General features: G+C 62.1%; 18 protein-coding genes. 8 read left to right on the forward strand and 10 right to left on the reverse strand.

All coding sequences use genetic code 11. The features are described 5' to 3' along the window. Both DIE04_RS26735 and DIE04_RS26740 read right to left on the reverse strand, forming a co-directional pair. Positions 1-158, reverse strand: a 158-nt coding sequence (locus DIE04_RS26735) for an SDR family NAD(P)-dependent oxidoreductase (RefSeq protein WP_124523396.1), incomplete at its 3' end; no start/stop codon positions are given. Between the two features lie 51 nt (positions 159-209). After that, entirely contained in the window at positions 210-950 is a 741-nt protein-coding gene (locus DIE04_RS26740; protein WP_044846508.1) for an acetoacetate decarboxylase, read from the reverse strand. A 449-nt stretch (positions 951-1,399) separates the two neighbouring features. On the opposite strand from DIE04_RS26740, the gene DIE04_RS26745 reads away from it, so the two are divergent. Next, positions 1,400-1,981 carry an undecaprenyl-diphosphatase gene (locus DIE04_RS26745; protein ID WP_124488981.1) on the forward strand — a complete coding sequence of 194 codons (582 nt, stop codon included), beginning with the start codon at positions 1,400-1,402 and terminating at the stop codon, positions 1,979-1,981. Between the two features lie 39 nt (positions 1,982-2,020). On the opposite strand, the gene DIE04_RS26750 is transcribed toward DIE04_RS26745, so the two are convergent. The 3 genes from DIE04_RS26750 to DIE04_RS26760 form a co-directional block, all read right to left on the reverse strand. Continuing rightward, a complete protein-coding gene (locus DIE04_RS26750; RefSeq protein WP_124488982.1) occupies positions 2,021-2,245 on the reverse strand; it encodes a hypothetical protein in 225 nt (74 codons plus the stop codon). Positions 2,246-2,364: 119 nt separating this feature from the next. Continuing rightward, positions 2,365-3,186: a siderophore-interacting protein gene (locus DIE04_RS26755; RefSeq protein ID WP_185500428.1), complete on the reverse strand. Its 822-nt coding sequence runs from the start codon at positions 3,184-3,186 to the stop codon at positions 2,365-2,367. A 38-nt stretch (positions 3,187-3,224) separates the two neighbouring features. Beyond that, positions 3,225-3,935 (reverse strand): PadR family transcriptional regulator, encoded by a 711-nt coding sequence (locus DIE04_RS26760; RefSeq protein ID WP_044846504.1) that lies wholly within the window; start codon positions 3,933-3,935, stop codon positions 3,225-3,227. Positions 3,936-4,810: 875 nt separating this feature from the next. Between DIE04_RS26760 and DIE04_RS26770 the strand changes: the two genes are divergently transcribed. From DIE04_RS26770 to DIE04_RS26785, 4 genes are all read left to right on the forward strand, one after another. Further along, positions 4,811-7,594 carry a type VI secretion system Vgr family protein gene (locus DIE04_RS26770; protein WP_124488985.1) on the forward strand — a complete coding sequence of 928 codons (2,784 nt, stop codon included), beginning with the start codon at positions 4,811-4,813 and terminating at the stop codon, positions 7,592-7,594. Between the two features lie 11 nt (positions 7,595-7,605). Beyond that, positions 7,606-9,780, forward strand: a complete 2,175-nt coding sequence (locus DIE04_RS26775; RefSeq protein WP_124524075.1) for a DUF3274 domain-containing protein — start codon at positions 7,606-7,608, stop codon at positions 9,778-9,780. 149 nt (positions 9,781-9,929) lie between these two features. Further along, positions 9,930-11,414, forward strand: coding sequence for a DUF2875 family protein (locus DIE04_RS26780; protein WP_260426309.1), 1,485 nt, complete (start codon positions 9,930-9,932; stop codon positions 11,412-11,414). Between the two features lie 19 nt (positions 11,415-11,433). Further along, complete coding sequence (locus tag DIE04_RS26785; protein ID WP_124524079.1) at positions 11,434-11,694, forward strand: PAAR domain-containing protein; 261 nt, start codon at positions 11,434-11,436, stop codon at positions 11,692-11,694. A 69-nt stretch (positions 11,695-11,763) separates the two neighbouring features. Here the strand turns inward: DIE04_RS26785 and DIE04_RS26790 are convergent, their stop codons facing one another. From DIE04_RS26790 to DIE04_RS26800, 3 genes are read right to left on the reverse strand one after another with little or no spacing between them, the layout of a single operon-like run. Further along, on the reverse strand, positions 11,764-12,885 hold the full coding sequence (locus tag DIE04_RS26790; RefSeq protein WP_124488989.1) for an aromatic ring-hydroxylating dioxygenase subunit alpha: 1,122 nt from the start codon (positions 12,883-12,885) through the stop codon (positions 11,764-11,766). Next, positions 12,879-14,459 (reverse strand): GH3 auxin-responsive promoter family protein, encoded by a 1,581-nt coding sequence (locus DIE04_RS26795; RefSeq protein ID WP_124524081.1) that lies wholly within the window; start codon positions 14,457-14,459, stop codon positions 12,879-12,881. Before DIE04_RS26795 ends, DIE04_RS26790 begins: the two co-directional genes overlap by 7 nt. 13 nt (positions 14,460-14,472) lie before the next feature. Next, a complete protein-coding gene (locus tag DIE04_RS26800) occupies positions 14,473-15,408 on the reverse strand; it encodes a fatty acid desaturase (RefSeq protein ID WP_044846489.1) in 936 nt (311 codons plus the stop codon). A gap of 113 nt (positions 15,409-15,521) precedes the next feature. Between DIE04_RS26800 and DIE04_RS26805 the strand changes: the two genes are divergently transcribed. Both DIE04_RS26805 and DIE04_RS26810 read left to right on the forward strand, forming a co-directional pair. Continuing rightward, on the forward strand, positions 15,522-16,406 hold the full coding sequence (locus tag DIE04_RS26805) for a metal-dependent hydrolase (protein WP_124524083.1): 885 nt from the start codon (positions 15,522-15,524) through the stop codon (positions 16,404-16,406). Continuing rightward, entirely contained in the window at positions 16,403-17,323 is a 921-nt protein-coding gene (locus DIE04_RS26810) for a hypothetical protein (protein ID WP_124488991.1), read from the forward strand. Before DIE04_RS26805 ends, DIE04_RS26810 begins: the two co-directional genes overlap by 4 nt. Here the strand turns inward: DIE04_RS26810 and DIE04_RS26815 are convergent. Both DIE04_RS26815 and DIE04_RS26820 read right to left on the reverse strand, forming a co-directional pair. Beyond that, complete coding sequence (locus tag DIE04_RS26815) at positions 17,311-18,429, reverse strand: hypothetical protein (protein ID WP_260426310.1); 1,119 nt, start codon at positions 18,427-18,429, stop codon at positions 17,311-17,313. The two genes, DIE04_RS26810 and DIE04_RS26815, sit on opposite strands and share 13 nt — an antisense overlap. Next, complete coding sequence (locus tag DIE04_RS26820) at positions 18,422-19,111, reverse strand: hypothetical protein (protein WP_235879180.1); 690 nt, start codon at positions 19,109-19,111, stop codon at positions 18,422-18,424. Before DIE04_RS26820 ends, DIE04_RS26815 begins: the two co-directional genes overlap by 8 nt. Here DIE04_RS26820 and DIE04_RS26825 point away from each other — a divergent pair. Further along, the gene (locus DIE04_RS26825; RefSeq protein WP_260426311.1) at positions 19,110-20,669 is read left to right on the forward strand and encodes a fatty acid desaturase family protein; all 1,560 of its coding nucleotides are present in this window, start codon (positions 19,110-19,112) and stop codon (positions 20,667-20,669) included. The genes DIE04_RS26820 and DIE04_RS26825 overlap by 2 nt on opposite strands. The last annotated feature ends 78 nt before the right edge of the window (positions 20,670-20,747 follow it).

A 20,747-nucleotide genomic window follows, 5' to 3' on the forward strand; every position in this document is an offset into this window, starting at 1 on the left:
GCCTTGACGATCTCGTCGGCAACCGCGTTTGCGCCGTCCTGGTTCAGGTCGGCGATCGCCACGGCCGCGCCCGCTTTCGCGAGCTCCAGCGCGATTTCCTTGCCGATGCCGCTTGCGGCGCCCGTGACGACTGCGGTCTTGCCATTCAGGTTGCTCATTTCGAATTCCCGTGGTGAAAGGATTGACAGGGAGAAAGGACTGCGGACGTGTTACTGAGCCAGGTAATCGTAGACGACTTCGCCGAGGCCGAGTGTCAAATCCGCGACGAGGTGGCGCGCTTCGACGATCTCGAGCACCGGCAGGTCGGCCACCGGCGCGAGCGCGTGCGGTGCCAGTTCGAGCGACGCGGGGCCCGTCCACGCGCCCTTCATCCTGATGTCCTGCATGTAGTAGCGCACCAGTTCGCACACGCGCGCGGTGCCGTCGACGTGCGGGATGATCTTCAGCAGGAAGTTCGGGCCGGCGAGGCGCTTCGTCTGCTCGTCGATGTCGAGTTCCTTGTGCTTGTAGCCCATCGTGCCGGTCGCGACGCGCACCTTGCCGTAGTCGAGCGTGCCCAGGAGGTGGTCGGTGTTCACGTGCAGCGTGGGCGACGCGAGTTTTTTCGGGAAACCCCACAGCTCGCGGCCGCCGGCGATCGGCGGGTGATCGTCGAGATACATCGCGAGCGTGTAGCCGCCGGCCTGGCCGTTGTACTCGACGGGGATCACCTGGCCGCTTTCCGTGTAGTCGCCGAAGCCGGTCGAATCGGCCATGCGAATGAATTCGTAATGGACGAGCGGCTCCTTGACCTGCAACGGCTCGGGCACGATTTCACGCAGACGGTCCGGATCGGTGCGGTACGTGATGATCAGAAACTCACGATCGACGAAACGGTACGGGCCCATCGGAAAGGCCGGGCTGGTCAACGGCATCGCAAACGCTTTCGATCGGACATCGCTGGGTTTCATGCGGACTCCTTGTTGTTGATCGCTTCGTGGATGAGTGCTCGTAAGCTCGTAATCCTATGCCTGTGCGTTGCCGTTGTGCGATGCCGCATATGGAATTAATTGTTGCCGATTTCGAATGATTTGCGACGCAAATATTGAGACGAACGGTGCAAACGGCATGGCGCGCGTGAGCGGTCCGATACTCGCACGGGCCGGTGACGCCACGATGTGAAAAAGGTGAGCCTTTACGGGATAGTCGGTGAGCTTTTACGGGAGACAGTCGCGCGTGAATGTGACAATTATGTGAACTTGTGTTGCAGTACAGGCTCTAAGTGCGTTCGCGCGCGGGCCTCGGTCCTGGTCACCGGTCGCCCGGCGCATTAAGCACTGCTTAAGCGAGTGAGCACTAGCATCGTTCGCATCCGACCGGCACCGCCGGTCCCGTCACGACATCCCACGCAACCGGATTCATGCAGAACCTCAATCTCACCCTGTTTTCCGCCTTCAATGCCGGCGCCGCGCCGCACCCCGGCGTTGCCCACCTCGCGATCTTCGCCGCCGACTGGCTCGTCTATGCGCTGCCCGCGATGCTGCTGCTGGCCTGGATCTTCGGCGAACGCCCGACGCGCCGCCAGGCGATCGAGGCCGGCGTCGGCACGTGTGTGGCGCTGGCGCTCGCGCAGGTGATCGGGCATTTCTGGTTTTCGCCGCGGCCGTTCATGGCCGGAATCGGCACGCAACTGATTCCGCATGCGCCGGACAGCTCGTTTCCAAGCGATCACATGACGTTTGCCTGGAGTCTCGCGGTCGGCATGATGCTCGCTGGTACCACGCGGCTGACCGGCGTCGTGATGGCCGCGATGGCCGTCGCGATTGCATGGGGGCGTGTGTATGCGGGCGTGCACTGGCCGTTCGACATGGCCGGCGGCGTGCTGGTCGGCACGGCCGGCGCGCTGGCCGCGCACCTGTACGGACAACGCGTGGTCGAGCTGCTCGAACGGATCGGCGACGTCGTGCACGCGGTGCTGATGGGGCGCGAGCGCACGCCCTGAGCGGCAGGACTACGCGGGAGAAGTGCGGGCCGGACGCCGTCAACCGGGCGTCTTGGCTGCTTCCGCCGAAGCGGACGGGCCGCCGCCCGCTTCATGCAGTTCGGGCGTCTCGCCCGGATGCTGCGCGGCGTCACGTTCGAGCGCGCTTTCCTTCAGGATCGCGCACATCGCGACGAACAGCGCGAGCACGACGACCGCCAGGCCGCAATAACCGGCGATCTTCAGATTGCGAAGGAAAGGCGAAGCGTGGCTTTCTCTTGTCATGACCGGGCGCTCCTGGGCGGGCTGCGGCGGCTGTCGCCCGACAGCGGCGTCGCAGACATAGATATATACCAGCCGCCCCGCCGATGCCAAGCCCGCCCGTGCGCGGGCACCCGTCCGCGTCAGTCTTCCAGCGTTTCGTGCACGGCCGTCGCGCCGCGCTTCCAGTAGGCCGCCGCGCGGATGCGCGACTTGTCGACGCCGCACTCGCCGGTCAGGTACTGACGCACCGCGCGCATCGCTTGCGCTTCGCCTGCCGCCCACACGTAACCGTCGCCGGAGGACGGCAGCGGCAGCTCGCGCACCGCGTTCAGCAGCAGGTCGCCGTCCGCGGCGTCGGCTTCGTCGCGAAAGCGCCAGATTTCGTGCACGTCGGCACGCGTATCGAACGCGATCTGCGCGGTGCGATCCGCGACTTCCAGCACGACCGCCGTGCGTGTGCCGGCCGGCAATTGCTCGAGACGCCGCGCGACCGCCGGCAGCGCCGTATCGTCGCCGATCAGCAGATGCCAGTCGAAATCGATCGGGACCACGAACGATCCGCGCGGGCCGCCGATGCCGAGCCATTGGCCGACGCGTGCCTGTGCCGCCCACTGCGATGCGGGGCCCGGATGGTTCAGCACGAATTCCAGATCGAGTTCGCAGGCGGCGCGGTCGAAACGGCGCGGCGTGAAATCGCGCGCGACCGGCTTCGGTTCGCCTTCGGGAAACTCGGGGCCGTTCGCGCCGAGCGTCGGCATCGCGGGGCGTTCGGCGCCGGGCGGCGGGAAGAACACCTTCACGTGATCGTCGAACGACGACGATTCGAAATCCGCGAGGTCGGGGCCGCCGAGGGTGACGCGCAGCAGGTGCGGCGTCACGGCGTGCACGCGCACGACCTGCAGCAGGCGGAACTTGAGGGTATGGCGCACGCGCGTGACGGCGCGTTCGGAGGGGTTCTGCATCAATCCGTACTCCTTGGGTTTTGACGGGACGGCGCGGGTTACGCGCCGGTGCCGCCTTCGATTTCGGCCGTCGCGCGGCGCATGATTGCCGCGATGCGCCGCTGTTCGTCGGCATCGGCCGCGCTCTTGTGGAGCAGCGCCCGTTTCAGTGCGAGGCGGGCCTCGACGAACTCCGGCAGCCAGCCGGGCTGCGTGTCGTCCTGTGCCTCGCTGCCCGCCGCTTCGCCGGCGAACGCGCGACGCATGAATTCCATCTTGCGTGCGAGGTGCGTGAGGCGCGCGAACAAGGTGTCGACGCGTTCGCGCTGTGCATCGAGATGCGCGCGGCCGGCGTCGGTCAGCGCATAGCGCTTGCGGTTGCCTTCCGCCTGCGACGCGACGAAGCCGACTTCGTCGAGATACGTGAGCGCCGGATACACCATGCCGGGGCTCGGGCTGTAGAAGCCGTTCGAGCGCGTATCGAGCGCCTTGATCAGTTCGTAACCGTGGCTCGGTTGCTCGGCGACCAGCGCGAGCAGCAGCAGCTGGAGATCGTCGGAGCTGAACTGGCGGCCGCGCGGCATGCCGTCGTCGCCGAAATCGCCAAAGCCGCCGCGTCCGCCACGGCCACCGAACGGGCCGCCGCCGAACGGATCGTGGCCGCGTCGATGGCGGCCGATCAGTTGCCAGACACTGGTGTACCAGTCAGGGCCCGCATGCGCACCATGACCGTCGCATCGGGCATGGCCGCGGGAGGAGTTGTGTCGCATGATCGTGTCCTATATGTCGTAAAACATATCTAAAGATATATATCGAAAGATAGGGTGTCAAGGAGGATTATTGGGGGGCGGATGTTGATGGGAGGGGATGTAGGCTGGAAAAACGGTGGCCCTTTTTTGCAGTATTTGAACAAAACTATTAATTTCCCAATTCAATAGCTACTGCTCGAGGTTGACGGGAAGTTCCGCCTAAATGGCGCCCAGCGTCTCGAGACGGGAGATCGTTGCTGTGGCATTGCGGATTGGCAACGGGGCATTGCGATACCAGAAGAGCGTGCTCTGTACGTCGCCGGAAATATCGGTTGCTGCCCGAATGATCCGAGGCGCGTCTCCAAGGAACTTCCGTACGCTCTCGGAGCCTGCCAAACGGCTCATCATGTTACGGTGTACATGGGCCAGCCCCGCGAGCGTTTGCATATGGATGTGGATGTGCAAAGCGAGAGCGAATCGCTTCGCCGAGACGATCGGAGCGATGCTCGTCGGTCCTCTCAATGACGCCATGAATTAGGCGAAATCGCTGGAACTGCCGGTGATATCGGATTCCACGACTGCTTTTTATTGCACGCTATATGCACATTTATAGCATCAGCATTCACTTCGGCCCGTCTAGCCAAGACGAACACAGCGATGGAAGCGTGTACGCGCCTTGGGCGGGGCCCGGGAGACATCCGACGTTCGGAGCACTGCGCGTCGGTCCAGATAGAGCGGCGGAATATAGTGTTCTTCGTCGAATAACATGAAAAATTGTTAGTCGGCATCCCCGATTGTTATTTCCGTGTCACATTTTGGTAAACTCGCGCGCAGCCGCCAGCTATTTAGAACAGCAACATCCGGCGGGTCATAACGAATCAAACTGAGAGACCGTCGTGGATATCCGAGAGTCGTTCCGCAAATTCGTATCGGGAATCGATGCGAATCGCCGGCCGGTCGTGCTGAATTGGGGTAAGGCGCAGCACGCGCTGGCGTCGAAGATCGCGTTGCAGCACGCGAGCATCCGCGAAAGCATGATGACCGGCATCAGCGGCTATCTGACCTGCATTTCGCAGCAGGGCGATTTGCCTCCGAAGCTTTTCATTGGTGCGCCGGTCTCAGTCGGTATCGTCACGGATCGCGGCCAACTGCATGCCATCAACGCAATCGTCAGCGCCGTTCAGATCGGCCGGACCGACGGGGAGCTGACGGTTTACCAGTTCACCGTGACCGACGCGGTGAACCTGCTGCAAAAGCGCACCAATTCCCGCATCTTCCGTAACGTCAGCGTTGTCGATGTACTTGGAGTCGTCCTGAGCGAATGGCGACAGCGTAGTGTTGCCCTCGCGCAGGCGTTCGAGTTCGACCTGTCCCAACTCGACAGATCCCGCTATCCAAGTCGCTCTTTCGTACGCCAGGTCAACGAATCTGATGCCCGTTTCATCTCCCGGATTGCACGTCGCGACGGCATCACGCTGTTCGTGCGCGCCGGACGGGTGAGCGGGGAGGCGAAAGACGGCGATCCTCCCGTGCATACGCTGGTGTTCTGCGATGACCCTCAGAAACTGAGCGAGTCCGCCGCAGGTACAGTGCGCGTCCATCCACGAGACGCTGGAACGGAACAGCGCGACACCATCACCGCTCTGACGATGCGCCAGCAACTGATTTCGGGGGAATCGGGGCGACCTTCGTGGGACTACCGATATGCCCGCGTGGACCAGTCGAGCGCATCGACAAGGATCGATCAAGGCGAATCGGGTAACGATCTCGCGAAATTGCTATCGGACTTCGTGATCGACGTCCCGCATATGGCGGACTCGTGGGCAGACCACGAACGGATGACGGAAGATCGCATTCTGGCTCATGAAGCGCAGGCGGTTCGATACGACGGCGTGAGCGGAATTCGCGACCTCGCAGTCGGCTCATGGATCACGATCGCCGGAGAGGACGAGTGGGGCACGCTCCCGTCCGACAAGCAGCAATTCGTGATTACGTCACTGCACCACGAGATCTGGAACAATCTGCCCAAAGGGTTGAACGAGCGTGCGCAGACGCTGTTCGCCGCCAGCCACACGCTTCAGCAGCCACGCTCGCTGAGCGATGGCGACCCGTCCGGGCAGGATACGCGCTACGAAAATACGTTCTCGTGCGTGCCGCGTGGCACGCCTCTCACGCCGCTTTACGATCCCAAGACTGACCTTCCGCCGACGCCGTTGATTACCGGGCGCGTGGTCGGGGCCGAGGGCGAGGAGGTCAGTTGCGACGAGAATGGCTGCGTGTTCGTGCAGATTCTCGGTCAGGATTCCCGCGATCATGCGCACGCGCAGGGTGCCGGAACGAACAGCAACGAGAGCGACAGCGCACCGATCCGCGTGGCATCCAGTCTGGCCGGGCCGAATTTCGGGGAGACTTTCTTGCCGCGGGTGGGCACCGAAGTTCTGCTCGGGAGCCTCGGCGGGGATCCGGACAGGCTGGTCATCATCGGCGTGCTGGCAAACGGCGCGAACATGCCGGCGAGTTTCACTCATACGGGCAGTCTGCCGGGCAATCGCTTTCTCTCCGGTATCAAGACGAAGGAAATCAAGGGGCAACGCTACAACCAGCTTCGTCTCGACGATACACCGCAGCAAATCAGCGCGCAGCTTGCATCGGAGCATGCGCATAGCCAGTTGAATCTCGGCTACCTGACGCAACCACGCGACAACGGACAGGGTGCAGACCGCGGCCAAGGCGCCGAATTGCGCACGGACGCGGCAGCTGCGTTGCGCGCGGCGCAAGGGATGCTTCTGACGACTTACGCGCGTACGCAGGCGAGCGGCGGACAGCTTGACCGCAATGAACTCGTCGAGTTGCTCGGCGAATGCGCTGAGCTGTTCAAGGCGTTGGGAGATTACGCCGGACAGCACGGCGGCACGGCGACCGATGCGACGGGGCAGCAAGCTGTCGTGACCGCCTTCAAGGGATGGACGCCGGGCGGCCACGCTTCAGGCGACGATCGTGCGTCGAACGCCGACGCAGACGACTCTCAGGCGCTGATGGCATTCGGCGCAAAGGCGGGCGCGCTCAATATCACCCCGAAGACTTACGTGACCTACGCCGGCGAGAACATCGATCAGATCGCGCGGCAGAACCTGCAATTCGCCGGCGGTCAGCGCGTAATCACGACGGCGGGCCAGGGCATCCACCTGTTCGGGCGCGGAGAAGGCGTCCGTGCGATTGCCGGCGAGGGCCCCGTTGTCTTGCAGGCGCAACAGGACACGCTTGCGGCGACTGCTCAGAAGGGGATACAGATCATGTCGGTCGGCGACGAGGTGTTGATCTCGGGCAAGTCGATCCGGCTCGTCGCGGAAGACGGAAGCTACGTGAAAGTCGGTGGCGGCGTCGAGGTCGGTTCCGACGGTGCGTTCACCGCGCACACGGCGGGACATGATTTCGTCGGCCCGAACACGGACCACGTTGCGCCGCCGGCGTTCAATCGCGGAGGAGCCGATCAGAAGTTCCGCTTGCGGTACCCCGGCACCGACGGTGACGACGGTATGCATCCCGTGCCGAATCGTCCATACAAGATCACGCTGCGCAATGGCCAGGTCATTAACGGGATCTCGGATGCACACGGGTTGACGGAGCTGGCATCGAGCGACGCGATGCACATTGCACACATTCAGGTTTTCGACGTTTAAGGCAGGCGATCATGTCCGATACCACAACCTCGTCGCCCCGGATCGTCGGCGAACATCAGGCGATTCTCAATTGCAACCGGCCGCAGGATGCGTTCGTCAATACCGACGTACAAAATCGCTTCCCGTGCACGACGATCCTGATCCATGGCGTGAATGACCTTGGAACGGATTTCGGCACGGTCGAAGGCGGACTGTGCGATGGATTGAACGACCGCCTCGGTCGCACCGATTTCAAGGGCGCGGAGTACTCGCACGGCCGCATGGCGAACGACCCGAGCCAGGTGAGCGTTGCCGACATGATGAAGAACATGGACGACGCCATCTATCGTCGGCAGGAAAGCGAAGAGACAAGGAGCCCGTTGATTCCGTTTTATTGGGGGTTACGCGTCGGGAAGGAGGATTTGCCCCGGGACCCCAATAAGGAAACCGTCAACGGCCAGTACGTCGACCGGTTCGGCAACCGCCTCGATGAGCACCGCGCGCGCAACGGCGGATTCTTCGCCAACGCGACCAACAACATCCCCGACATGTTCGACTCGAATTTCAAAGGGGGAATGACGACGAAAATTCTCGACCGGATGCAGGGCGACCCGACGCACCCGCTTCGCGAGGCGGAAAATCGGCACTACATGTTGCTGGCAGCTCGGCGGCTCGCGGCATTGGTGCGGCAAATCCGCCTTATCGACCCGGACGGGACGGTCAACATCATTGCGCACAGTCAGGGCACGCTGATATCGCTGCTCGCCCAGGCCTATCTCGTCGAGGGGCTGATTCCCAACCAATGTGGCCCGGCTGACCGTCCTGCCGACACGTTGGTCCTGATCGACTCGCCCTACAGCTTGAGCGAGGAGTTCATGGATCGGCTGCTGCAACGCGGGGACCAGCAGCAGACGGCTTACGCGCGTGCAAAGACCCTGGCAAACCTGGCCGGGTTTGTGGCGAGCGGCAAATATTCGACGCCACCACTCGATCAATTGAAGTACGTGCCAGGTCGGGACAATTTCGGCATCGTCGGCCCGACGTGGGATCCCGTGCAGGCGACGCGCCTGAGCGGGTTGCAAGGCAACGAATGCGTCGTGTTCGCCGAGCGCGACAATCGCGGCAAAGTGTATATGTACTTCAGCCCGGAGGATGCGACCGTCGGTCTGCGCGGCGTCAATGGCATGGGTTGCTCGGGCTTGCCCGACTCAATCCACGTGCGTGCGGCGCAGCGGGGAAGCAAGCCTGAGAAAATCGATCTGCTGTCGGCGGCTTTCCGGCAGCGTGTCTTTACCCGGCGTCTGCGGCAGGGCAAGCCGGTTCAGGTTGGTACGCCGCCCGGAAACTTTACGATGCGGGAAAAGGGTGAAACATCCCATGGCTTGCCCGGCGGCTTCACGACATGGGTGAAATCGACGCAGATAAGCGTCGGTACCGAGCGCAATATCAATGGCGAAGCATTGACGCCACCGTTCGATCCCGAAATGGAAGGCAATGTGCTGCCTGGAACGGAGGTAACGCCTCTTTCGGCAAATAATGCTGGCGAGTATGCGCCCGGCAAACAATCCATTGACCAGCTCGAAGCGGAAATTGCCTTGAGCACGAACAGTGGCGAAGGTGCGTTGCAGCCATTGCCCGCACAAACCATCGAATGGCCAACGAGCGAGGATGGGACGCTGCCGACCACCGCCGAGGTCGAGGCGTCGTTGAATGCGGGCAAGGATCCAGACGATCAGTGCAAGGTAGGCCGGGTCGTGTCGACGGTACCGCCGTCGCCCGGGCACATCGTCGTCTATCGGCAGGAGACGCTCAACGAAGCCAAGGTTCGGCTGATGAATAATCATCAGGGAGAAAGCTCATATCACTCGGCGGTCATGAGCGGTCGTAGAAATCACCGCTGTGCGACCGCGTTCGATGTATCGGTAGGCCAGGCGCGTGCGCTGGACGATCCGGACTGGGCAAAACTCCTGCGGGCAATTGCCGATTGGAGACTTCCGGAGAGCGATATAGTAAAAGCCGAGAGAAAACTCGGCAAAAAGCTCGACCCCGTAACGTCCGAAATAATAAAAGCCAATTGCAGCTATTACGAAAGCGGAGTTTTCCCGGAAGAAAATATCGTGCCCAAGGATTTTCCTGACGGTGTGGTCAGTGAAACCAGGAAAGATCGAAATAGCGAAGATACAAAAGAAGCACGATCGGTACATTGACAAATTGATGCGCCATGATTACGACAAACGTCACGCGACCACCGGCTTCACGAATATTTCTGCTCGCACTCGCAATCCTGACTCTCTTATGGATTGCAGTCTTTGAGTTTGTTGTTGGAAGGGAGGGATTTTTGGGAGGGAATATTGCAATGTATCGACGCTTGTCGCTGTTGATCTTGCCGCCGCTATTGTTGGCGGCATGCGTCAGTATCGCCTATGGTGCCTCGTTGCGTCGAGACTCGCCGCCTCGAGACACGCCCGCTGCCGCTCGTCCCTCGAGCGTAAATGAAGCTGTCGTTGCCGGGGACGGATCTCGGGACGCACGGTTCACATTGGAGATACGACGCTTTGGCGTCGCCGTTGACCGGTTTCGCCAGCGTGCGCTATTGATGCGGCTGGACGAGGCAGGAACCAATGGAACGTTGCTCCTGCAAGATCCCAAACAATATCCGTGGTCGAGTAGTGATCGAAGCTTTGCGGGACATAAGCGCGAGAACAACGTTTTCGGCTATACATTGCGTGGATGGGTCGATTATTGGCCGATTCCCGTGATAGTGGCCGGGCCGCCCCGAAACGAGAGTGATCCGGAGGCGGGCCGGATGGCAACCCACATCAGTAGTGCGGATAACGGGGCGGGGATTGGCAATACAATTTATACGAGACTCGATGAAATACATACTGCGTATGGGGACGATGTAGTCTCTAGAGCGTTTGATATTTTTGACCGCGAGCCGGACTTGCCGGCAGTAGTGTTGCTGGTTGAGGATGGAATCAACACGCGATCCTATTTGGGTACTCCGGGCGCCGATTACCTGGGTTTGTCCACAAAAGATGGAAACTTCGTACCAAAGAATCCGGACAGTTACGTTGCGTTGCTCGTGACGAGAAAGGATCGCGTTGACCGATTGATTCGTCCATATGTGGTGGACGCACCAGAGGCAATCGACAACACCCAGACCCGATATGACGTGATCAAGCTGTGGAATTATTTCTGGCAGCTTCAGAAAGCCTACTGGAAGAAGGGTGAAAAGGAGATGCCGGCGGATTATTGGCAGGCGAAGCTCCCCGAGTTCTGGAAGACCGCGTCGCTGAAGATACCGGACGGCTTCAAGCCGAACCCGTGGGTGCCGATTCCGTGGACGACGTGGCAACTGAAGGAGTACGACAAATGGCCGGTCCTGGCCAATCTGCATCGGCCGGTGCGAGTTGATCTGAGCAACGGGCACGGGGCGCCGTTGAAGAAGGGCGAGCGAATCGAAAAGATCCGCGCCGGCTGGCAGCAGGCAGTGGGCACGCTTGCGCCCGGCGAGCAGCCGGGACGGATGTTCTACGACACCGGCTCTTCGACCGCCAATCTCGCGTTGCTGGTGCAGTCGCTGCACGACAACCCGCAGCATATCGATATTGACGATCCGAAAGACGCATTCGACATGCAACGCCGTATCGGCGGCGACACCGGAACGAGCTCGATCTGGGTCCAGACCGCGCTGGCGCTGATGATGGGTTATGGCGACGGGAAGACGAGCGCACTGATCAACCTGCGGGATCCGCTGCATGCCACGATCGTCATGCTGACGCCGTCGGACGCCGCGTCGCGGCAAGCGCATCCGCAGACGTTCAGCTGGGATTTCTGACGGACCGGATCGACACGTCATGGGTCAAAAGCGATACATCATCGAAGGCGATGTGCACAGCCACGGCGGACGCGTTGTGTCCGGGGCGCCGAACTCGCGAATCAACGGGCGCGCGATTGCACGCTTGCACGATCCCGCGATTTGCGAGATTCACGGCCTGACCTTCATTGCGACGGTGTCGGGTTACGCCCGGTTCGACGGGCAAGTCGCCGCATGCGACGGCGACTTGCTGGCATGCGGAGCACGCCTGATCGCGAGCCAGGACCAGACGGGAGGCTAACGGAAATACGGGGCACGTGGGCGGTGCGCCGGTCGAGCCGGGCGCCTCGCCCGATCGCGCCGGTGACGCTCAGATCACGAATTCCATCGGCTTCGTGCCGCATTGCGCATCGGGCAACGGCTCGCCACGCTGCGTCGCGGCCAACAACCGACCGATCGCAATGTGGACCACATCGGCGCGCACGCTCGACGGCGTGAAGCCTGCGGCGTTGTCGAGTCCCTCGCGGTGCGCGCGCATGATTCGCACGTCTTGCTGGATCACGGAATGCGTGTAGAGGTGCAGCAGCGGTTTCAGCGCGCGCAGCACCGCAGCCGGCAAGGAAAAGCGATAGGCGATGTATGTATAGACACGCGATCGACGCGTGTCGAGCGGCGTGATCTGGCTGATGATCAGAAAACTCGAACGGCTACCCCAGTGATAGTCGCACCGTGTGACGTTCGGTGCATAAAAATGATCGGTATGCCGAAGCGGTTCCCTGGACGGATTGGTCAGCCAGTCCAGCATGCCGATCTTGTCGCCATCATCGTGATACGTGACCTCGACGCTCTGCTGCTTCAGTTCGACGGTCGCCCGTAGTCGCCGCCCAGTGGATGAGCGAAAGATCCGGTCGTGCACGAACACCGTATGCGGGACGTCCATGAAGTTCTCGACCAGCGCACCGAGATCGCCATCGAACGTATTGACCATGTAGTACGACTGCCACGGCCGTTCGCCGTGGTGCGGCATGTCGAACGGCCGCTTCAGCGCTGGATCACCTCGCCCGCGATAGACCCAGACGAGGCCGTGCCGAGTCAGCACCGGCAACCTGCGCTGACGATATGGGTAGGTCGTACCGGTCGATTCGGCGCTTGCGCCGTCGATGCTGGGAATTCGGGTGACGCGGCCGTGCTGGTCGTAATGCCAGCCGTGATACGGACAGACGAGGCAGCCGTCGATGACATTCCCGGCCGACAACCGGGTGCCGCGATGCACGCATTGGTCGACGAGCGCGACGATCTCGCCGTCTGCCGCCCGGAATAGCACGATGCCGAGGCCGAGTACGCGCGTGCCGAACGGTTTGTCCCGCTTGACCTCGGCTTCGGTGCCCGCGACGTACCATTGCTCGACGAGCGCGCCGAAGGCTTCGCCATCGGCGTCCGGCTCGGATTCGTCGCACGGGGGGCACGTTGATGCGATCGATATGTTCAACATGAGCACGCGTCCTCGATGAATGCGCGGAGTGCGTCCGCCACGGCGGGCTTGGCCACCAGTGCGCGGGGTTTGACGTCGCCAGCCCGGATGCCAGCACGCTCGTGGGCTCGCTGGACGAGATCCGCCAGCTGGGCGGCACCCCCGGGTATACGAACCACGCGCAACGGGCCAAGCTGGCCGACCGTGCGTGCGTGTCGGTAGTGAAAAGCGCGGGCGAGAGCCTGTTCCAGCGCATCACGCAGGGCGGCGACGTCCTGCGTACCGCTTGCAAGCAACAGCAGGTAATGGGGCGGATCCGCGTCTGCGCACGGAATCACGCAACCTTCATCGCCCGGTTGCAGCACCTCGGAAAGCGACGCAGCCAGATAGGCTTCGTCCAGCTTTTCACCGACCAGATCGCTTTGCGTGCCAGCCCGCCCGACGAAGGCCACGCATGGCGTTCGTCCCGCATATCCGGTCACACGGACCCGATCGCCGAGCCGATAGCGGTACAGGCCGCCTCCGGTCGTCACGACGACCTCGACCGTATCGCCCGGCTTCAGTTCTTCCACGCCTATCGCGGTTCCATCGTCGAGCAGGAACTCCAGGAAGTGGCTGCAGACGGCGAGGGGACAGCCGGCCATATCGCCGAACGGCAGGCTGACCACCGCCTCGGTGGAAAACAAGCCTTTCGGAAGCCATGCGGCCTGCGGAAACAAGGTGCGGGCATGTGCGGCGTAGTGTTTGCTCGGACCGTCCATCCAGCAACTCACTGCCGCGAGCTGCGGCCACAGCCGGCTGCAGTGGCCATCGTCGAGTGCGCGCCGCAGCGCTGCCGTACGGTTCGACGGCAGCGAATCGAACAGGAAGGTGAGCGTATCGCCGCGTTGCGGTTCGGCTTCGTCGAACAGCGGACGAAGCAGACTGGTCAGGAAGGTCGGGCTCCATACGCTGATGAAGGCCAGATCTTCAGCGGCGATCAGCGCGCGCAACGTTTCGTTGCGCCACGCCCGACCGTCACCCGATAGCGATGGTGCGACGAGCGTCGGCAGCAGATCGACGAGCGGGCTGTCGGCCAGGTATTCGAGATCGCTGTCCGATCCGATCATGATGCCGTTGGGAGCGCGTTCGCGCGCGTGCATTGGAGGTGACATCGACCAGTACGCGCGCCCGGCCGCGACGCCGGGCACGGCGCGATGCAGATCGGAGAGCCAGACGATCAGCGCGAACTGCAATTCTTCGAGAAAGGCCGGCGTATAGGGAATGAGCTTTTGCTGCTCGCTGCCGCCGCTCGTGCGCTCGAAGAAGCGTGGCGCTTGCGCGGTCAGGATCGGAGCGGACTCCTTGAGTGCACGATCAATCCATCGGGACATGCCGGCGTAGGGGGCCACCGGCACGCGCTCGCGAAATTGTGCCGGATCTGCGATATCGGCAAACCCGTTGGCAATGCCGAACGTCGTGTTCCGATTCGCGGCGAGCAAGCGTGACAGATAGGCCGCCTGCGCGTCGCCCGGCGCATCGAGCGCGCTGAGCCACGCGCGACGGAAGGGTTCTGCTGCCGCGCCAAACGTGGCCCACGCATCCTGTGCACGCACGTGCGTCCTCTCGTCAGAAATAGGTCTTTTCGAGCTGTGTCGGATCGCTGGGCAAACGCCGGGGCGCCTCGAACACATGCAGCCAACCGTACCACAGCGGTCGCGTCTCCGCTGCGTCGGAGCATGCATGAAGCTCCTGCCAGCGCAGGCTCGGATGCCGGTGATGCGTCAGGTTGTAGTTGAAGTTGAGGAACGCCCAGCGGATCAGTGCGGGGGCACGCATGTTGTATGTGCCCTCGACAACGTCGAGCGGAGTGTGCATGTGATACACCCATTGGAGCGACGACCACGAAAACGCGAATGCGAGGTAGGCAATCGCGATGTCGAGCACGCGCCAGTCCAGCAATGCACCCAGTGCAATCCACGCGGCCACGGCTGCGAGGGTTTCGTATCGAATTCGTCGAAAGTCGGCCTGGTCGAAGTCCCTGAACGCAGCCGCATACGTGTTGTCGTGTCCGTACTTCGCCCAACCATGCGGGATGCGACTCGGAAGCACGGCCAGGACGAAGCTGCCCGCGAAACTCGCCAACCAAATGCCGCCGACGATCGCCACGTAGTATTCGATTCGCTTGCGCCACAGCGAAACGTCCGGCTCGACGAAGTCCACCCGCTCCGCAGGCGTTCGATTCCGCACGTGGTGACCGAGATGATTCACGTGGATCAGCGTTGCTGCGGCGCCGAACATCGTCGATGCCCACCACATCATCAAGTAGTTGATTTCCCCGCGCCGATGCCCGAAACCGTGGAATGTTTCGTGCATCATCGAAAACACACCTTGCATGATCAGGCAGAACGGTACGAGCGACACCCAGCGCAAGGGGCTCGTACCATGCGACAGCCACGTCAGGATGCCGGCCCATGCAACGCTCTGCAGCGCGAGCACGCAGAGATTCAGCCGATCGAACCGTCGCGAACGATTATCTATGGCGCTTGCATTGGCAACGAACATACAATTCGGACATGGATGGTGGCGGCGACGCAGAGCATACCTTCGATCGCCATCATCGAACAATACGCCCGCCTGCGCTGACCCTGCGCGTTACGCCACGATCGGCCACGACCATGTACGCCAAACGAACCGACGATTCAACGCATGAACGCCGCAACGACGCGGCAGACATCCGTCGGCGCAATCCGCGTTTTTGCTTCGCCGACCACATTCCGCGCTATTGGTATCGTGACAACCGCCGCGTGACGCGCTTTTTCGACGCGTTCTCGATCATGTTTCCGCTTGGCGAGAAGTTCTTTGTCGATAGCGTGAGGCAGTACTGCGACGCGCTGCCGGCCGACGGCACGCTCGCCGCGCAAGTGGATGCTTTCCTGTACCAGGAAGCCGCTCACATCCGCGAGCACCGCGCGTATAACCGGCGCCTGGCTCGCCAGGGCATGCCGGTCGACGCACTCGAGGCGCTCATGCGGAGACGGCAGCAACAATGCCGGCGTGTCGCTTCGCCGCTGCTTCAATTGACCTTCACGGCATGTCTTGAGCACTACACGGCCATTCTGGCCGATCTGCTATTGCGCGATCCGGCCATTCTCGACGGCGTCGACCCGTCGATGGCCGCGATCTGGCGGTGGCATGCGATAGAGGAAACCGAACACAAGGCCGTCGCGTTCGACGTATTTCGCGCTTGCGGCGGCGGCGCGATCAAGCGCTATTTCATGCGGACGGCGGCGATGCTCGGCGTTACGGCATGCTTCGTCGTCGATCTGGGCTATTTCATCGTCCGTCTCGCGTGTGCCGACCGCGACGCCGGCAATTGGCGAAGCTGGGCACAGCTTGGCTGGTGGCTGTTCGGCGCGCCGGGCATCGTTACCCGCGTGCTGCCTGCGTGGCTGGCATGGTTCTCGCCGCGTTTTCACCCTGCCCGAATCGGGAATCCAGCCACGCTGGCTGCTGCCCGCGCGGCGCTCGCTGCCGATGGCGTGACAACGGAGCCGGCATGAGCGCACGGTGTCCGGCATGGTCGCCGTCCGGCTTCGACGAGTGGCGGCAACACTACCCGTTGACGCCGTTCGAACCGGCGCCCGCAGCACTCGACTGGACCGGGCGCTTCATCGAATGTTGGCACGCACATGGCGCTCACGCATTCCCGGACACCGTCATCGTGCTGGTTGCGGGACTCTATTCCGAATGGATACCTGCCTGCTTCGGGCATGCTGCGCGGGCGTTGCGTGCCGCGCGGTACTCAGTCCTTCGTGTGCCGGTCCGCTCGTCGCGCGCCGTTGCCGAGCAGGGCGCGCATATCGCGCGCAACCTGTATGCGCGCTTGCCCGCTGATCGCCGTTTTATCGTCCTTACCCATAGCAAGGGCGGGCTCGATGCATTGGCGGCTCTGCATGCGGATTCAGGGCTTCGTGCTCGCTGCGACGGTATCGCACTCGTTCAGCCGCCCGTCGGCCCGAGTGCGATCGTCGATGGCCTGCTCGAGCAACGGGGGGCGCGCATCGATCCCGCATGGTTGGGTCGAGCCGCCGGGAGATTGCTGCGCACACGCTGGCTGCATGCAGGCTCGCGCGATATCGGCAGCGGGCGCGACGCGGGCATCGCGAATCTGTTGTCTGCGGTGCCCGGTGGCCTGCACTGTGTGCATGTCGTGAGCTGGTCGATAGAACGCACGTCCCGGTTCGACGCACATCACTCACGCCTCGACCGCTACCGTCCCGGTTGTGCGCATGACGGACAGTTCTACCTCGATCACCAGACGATTCGCGGCATGCCCCAAGTGTGCGTGCCGCATCTCGACCATGGCCAGCCTGTACTCGGCGGCGCCGGCTTCGATGCGGGGCGTTTCTGGCTTGCACTCGTTGCGCTCCTGAACGACACGCGAGCGGCTGCGGTCGCGAGCGGTCAGACGAGATAGATTTCGAATCCCGGGATCGCTTCGGTGCCGCCCGGATCAAGTGCGCTCGCGCCGGGCGTGGATAGCGTGTATAGATCCATCGGCAGTGCGGTGTACCGATAGCCGTGCAAGGCGGGCCATAGCGGGTCGTGATCGTACAGGCAAAGCTGCAGCAACGCATAGCGGCTCCGCTCTCGTTGCCAGACCGCATCGAGCAGTGCCTGTGCGATGTCCGGGTTGCGTCCGCTCACATGCAGATGAGTCAGGTAGATGTCCTGAAGCGGCTGGCCGGGTGCTGCGATGGGAGGGCGTCCGAGCAACGGCGCGATGGCGTTGAAGCCGTGACGCAGCGCACCGAGCGAGCGCGGCAGACGTTCCAACACGATGCGCTTGATACGTCCTGCATCCCACGGAGCAACGCAGCCCACGATACGCCGCTGCGCGTTACGTGCGACCAGAAAGCGCTCGATTCCAAAGTCGGGCCAGACGTTCAGGCGGCGCGCGAATTCGTCCGCCGTAAAGACGCAACCGAAGGGTTGGGAACGCGACTCCTGGTCCAGAAATGCGCGGAGCGCGTCGGCGTCGGCGGCCGACGCGTTCGTGATCCTGACGGAACTGGCGCTCCGCGCAGCGATACGCCGCGCATAGATCGACACGTTACTGTAGCCGCGCCAATGTCGAAATCCGAGCCGGGTCCGCTTGCCTGTCTTGAATAGCGATTGCGTTGCGATCCTGTTGTCGCGAATGACGCAGCAGTACGTATGCTGCACATCTTCGTGCCGGGCGAGATCAGCGAGGCGATCGACGACATAGTCGACCCACGTGTGCGCCAGTTCGCGATCGGGTGCGATGCGCAAGTCGCCGAGGTAAGCGATGCGCTGTTTCTCGCCGGCGATGTAGCCGTCGCGAACGACCATGCTGGCTATTCCTTTGACGCGCCCGGCGCTGTCCTCCGCGAGCCAGGTTCGATAGTCGTTCGAATGACACCGATGCAGTGCGGAGTAATCCGGCGAGCGATCGAAGCGAAGCGGCATCCCGCTTAGCATCGCGTAACGTGTTTGAAACGCGAGGAGCCGTTCGTTGTCGACCGCTGTGGCTAGCCGGATCCGCGTCATCGGCTCATTCACCGGTGAAGATTCGTCTTGCCATCGGGCGCAGGTTTTCCGGCGTCAGTTCACACAGGCAGGCGAGCTCGTTGCCGCATGCGTATTCTGGATTGCGCTCCAGAAAATAGGCGACATCCGGCAGCCGTCGATGCACGTCCGGCACTTCGGCGAGGGCTGGGGCGAGGCGGCCTTGCGGTACCGGAAACTTGAGCACGCCGGACGCGGCGTCGTATGCGTGCCCGAAGCGCTCAACTGCCAGATGATCGAGCAGTGCCTGATTCACGGGCTCAGTCGGTCGGTCGAATCGCGGAGTGAAGTCATGCGCGAACGCTCGCAAGTAGCGGTACGTACGATGCCCTTTGCAGATCAGAAACCAGTATAGTGCCACGTCGGGCGAGTTGCGTTTGAGCTCACCTGCGAGTCGAATCCAGCAAAACGCGAGTTGCTGGCTGCCCCAGCAGGCCGGATCCACGATCGTGTCGCCGGAAAACAGGATGCGCAGTGTGGTGTCGCACCACTGCTGTTCATATAGTTTCAATGTGGAGAAGCCGCGCAGCTTGCCGGTGTCATCGCGCATGATGACGCAATGTGTCTTGTCGTCGAGATCGTGTTCGAAACGTGCCTGTTCCGTATCCCGGTAACAGGTCGAGTAGAGCGCGTACATATGTGCAACGTCGACGTCGCGCAGCTGCGCACGTGTCATGGAACTGGCTCGAAGCGGCATAGCGTCGTTATTCATGCGAGCTGAAACGATTTATCATGATACGCGATTGAGCCGCTCCTTTTTTCACATGCGCGCCATACCTCCTGTTTCCGCCTCCTATATACCGTCAGCGTTCGACGCGTGGCGCTGGCTCGCAATCTATGTCGTCGTGTCGGGTGCGCTGTACTTCTGGGTCACACACGCGCCGATGGCACCCGTGGCGCTGTTGCGTCCGGGGCCGTACGATGCGGTCATTCCGCGCGTGTCCGCCAGCGTGCCGCTTTATTTGAGTTACGCGCTCGTGATGCCGTCGATCGTCTGGTTCGGCCGATGCCGAAATTGGCTGCTGCCCGCGTTTTTCGCAGGTGCGCTTGCCGCAGGCCTGTGCATCGTCAGTCATCTGCTATGGCCGACTGCCGTGAGCCGGTCGCCGGCTGCGACAGGATGGATCGCGTGGCTGTATCGGATCGACGCGCCACTCGCCGCGAGTCCATGCGGGCATGTTGCGCTGCCTGTGGCTGTAACCGTGGTATTGGCTGCGCTACGTGTCCGTGCAGCGCGCTATTACGCTGCGTGGAGCGCAATGCTGGCGCTCACGGTTTTGACGACCGGGCAGCATCTGATCGCGGACATGCTCGCGGGACTCGCACTCGGTATTGGCGTTGGCGGTGCGACGACCGTGCTCATTCGTCTCGACGTTGACCTGCGTACGGCCGCCGCATTGTTGCTTGAATGGCTATGTATCGTAGTTATGCTGCGAGTTGCGTTATCGGTGGGGCATTGGGGAGGCTACCTCGTCGCTGCCGTTGTTGTCGCGACCCGGCAACACGCGTTATTCATTCTGTATCACGACGCGACACACTATCATTTGACCCGCCGCCGTTTCGCGAACGACTTTCTGATCAACTTGGCAATCGGCGTACCGGGACTCGTGCCCATCGAGTTTTATCGCCCGCTGCATCTCGCACACCATCGTCACGTCGGGACTTCGGAAGATCCAGAGCGGAATTATCTGTACCACGCGCAGCCATGGAAATTCGAGCCACTCGACACACTCCCGCTCGTCCGGCAACTGCTCGGTGATTTGTTCCTGGTCAACATGGTGAAAAACATGCGCGCATACCGGCGTGCGAACGGGCGTGGTGCGTCCATGTCACTGCCGCTGCTTACGGCGATAGCGACTTGGGGCATCCTGCTCGTGCCGCTCCTGCATGCATGCACAGTACGCGAACTGTTGACGCTTGCGGCGCTTTGGTTCGTTCCTCTTGTGACAATTGGGGCGCTGGTGCAGAAGATCCGTAGTATTGCAGAGCACAGCGGCGGGCCGGGTGTCACGGCTGGCTGGAATGACTGGACTTATTCGTGGCGCGTCGGGTTACTGGGCCGCTTCTTTATCTGGCCGTACAACATCAACTATCACCAACAGCATCATCGCGAACCCGGCGTGGCGTGGCATCGCTTGCCCGGATTGCGCTCGTCTGACGAGCCGGTTCTGCCTTCGCGGCAATTGCTTGCATTGCTCTGGTCGGGTGCTTCGCGCCGTGGTAGTCAAAGATAGAAAAAATCCCTTCCACGACGCGATGAAGTTTCCTATCGGTCCTGGAGCGAAAGAACGGCTCGACCCGTCGCGATCCGT

Origin of the sequence: Burkholderia sp. Bp8994 (assembly GCF_003853805.1) — a bacterium.
GTDB lineage: Bacteria > Pseudomonadota > Gammaproteobacteria > Burkholderiales > Burkholderiaceae > Burkholderia.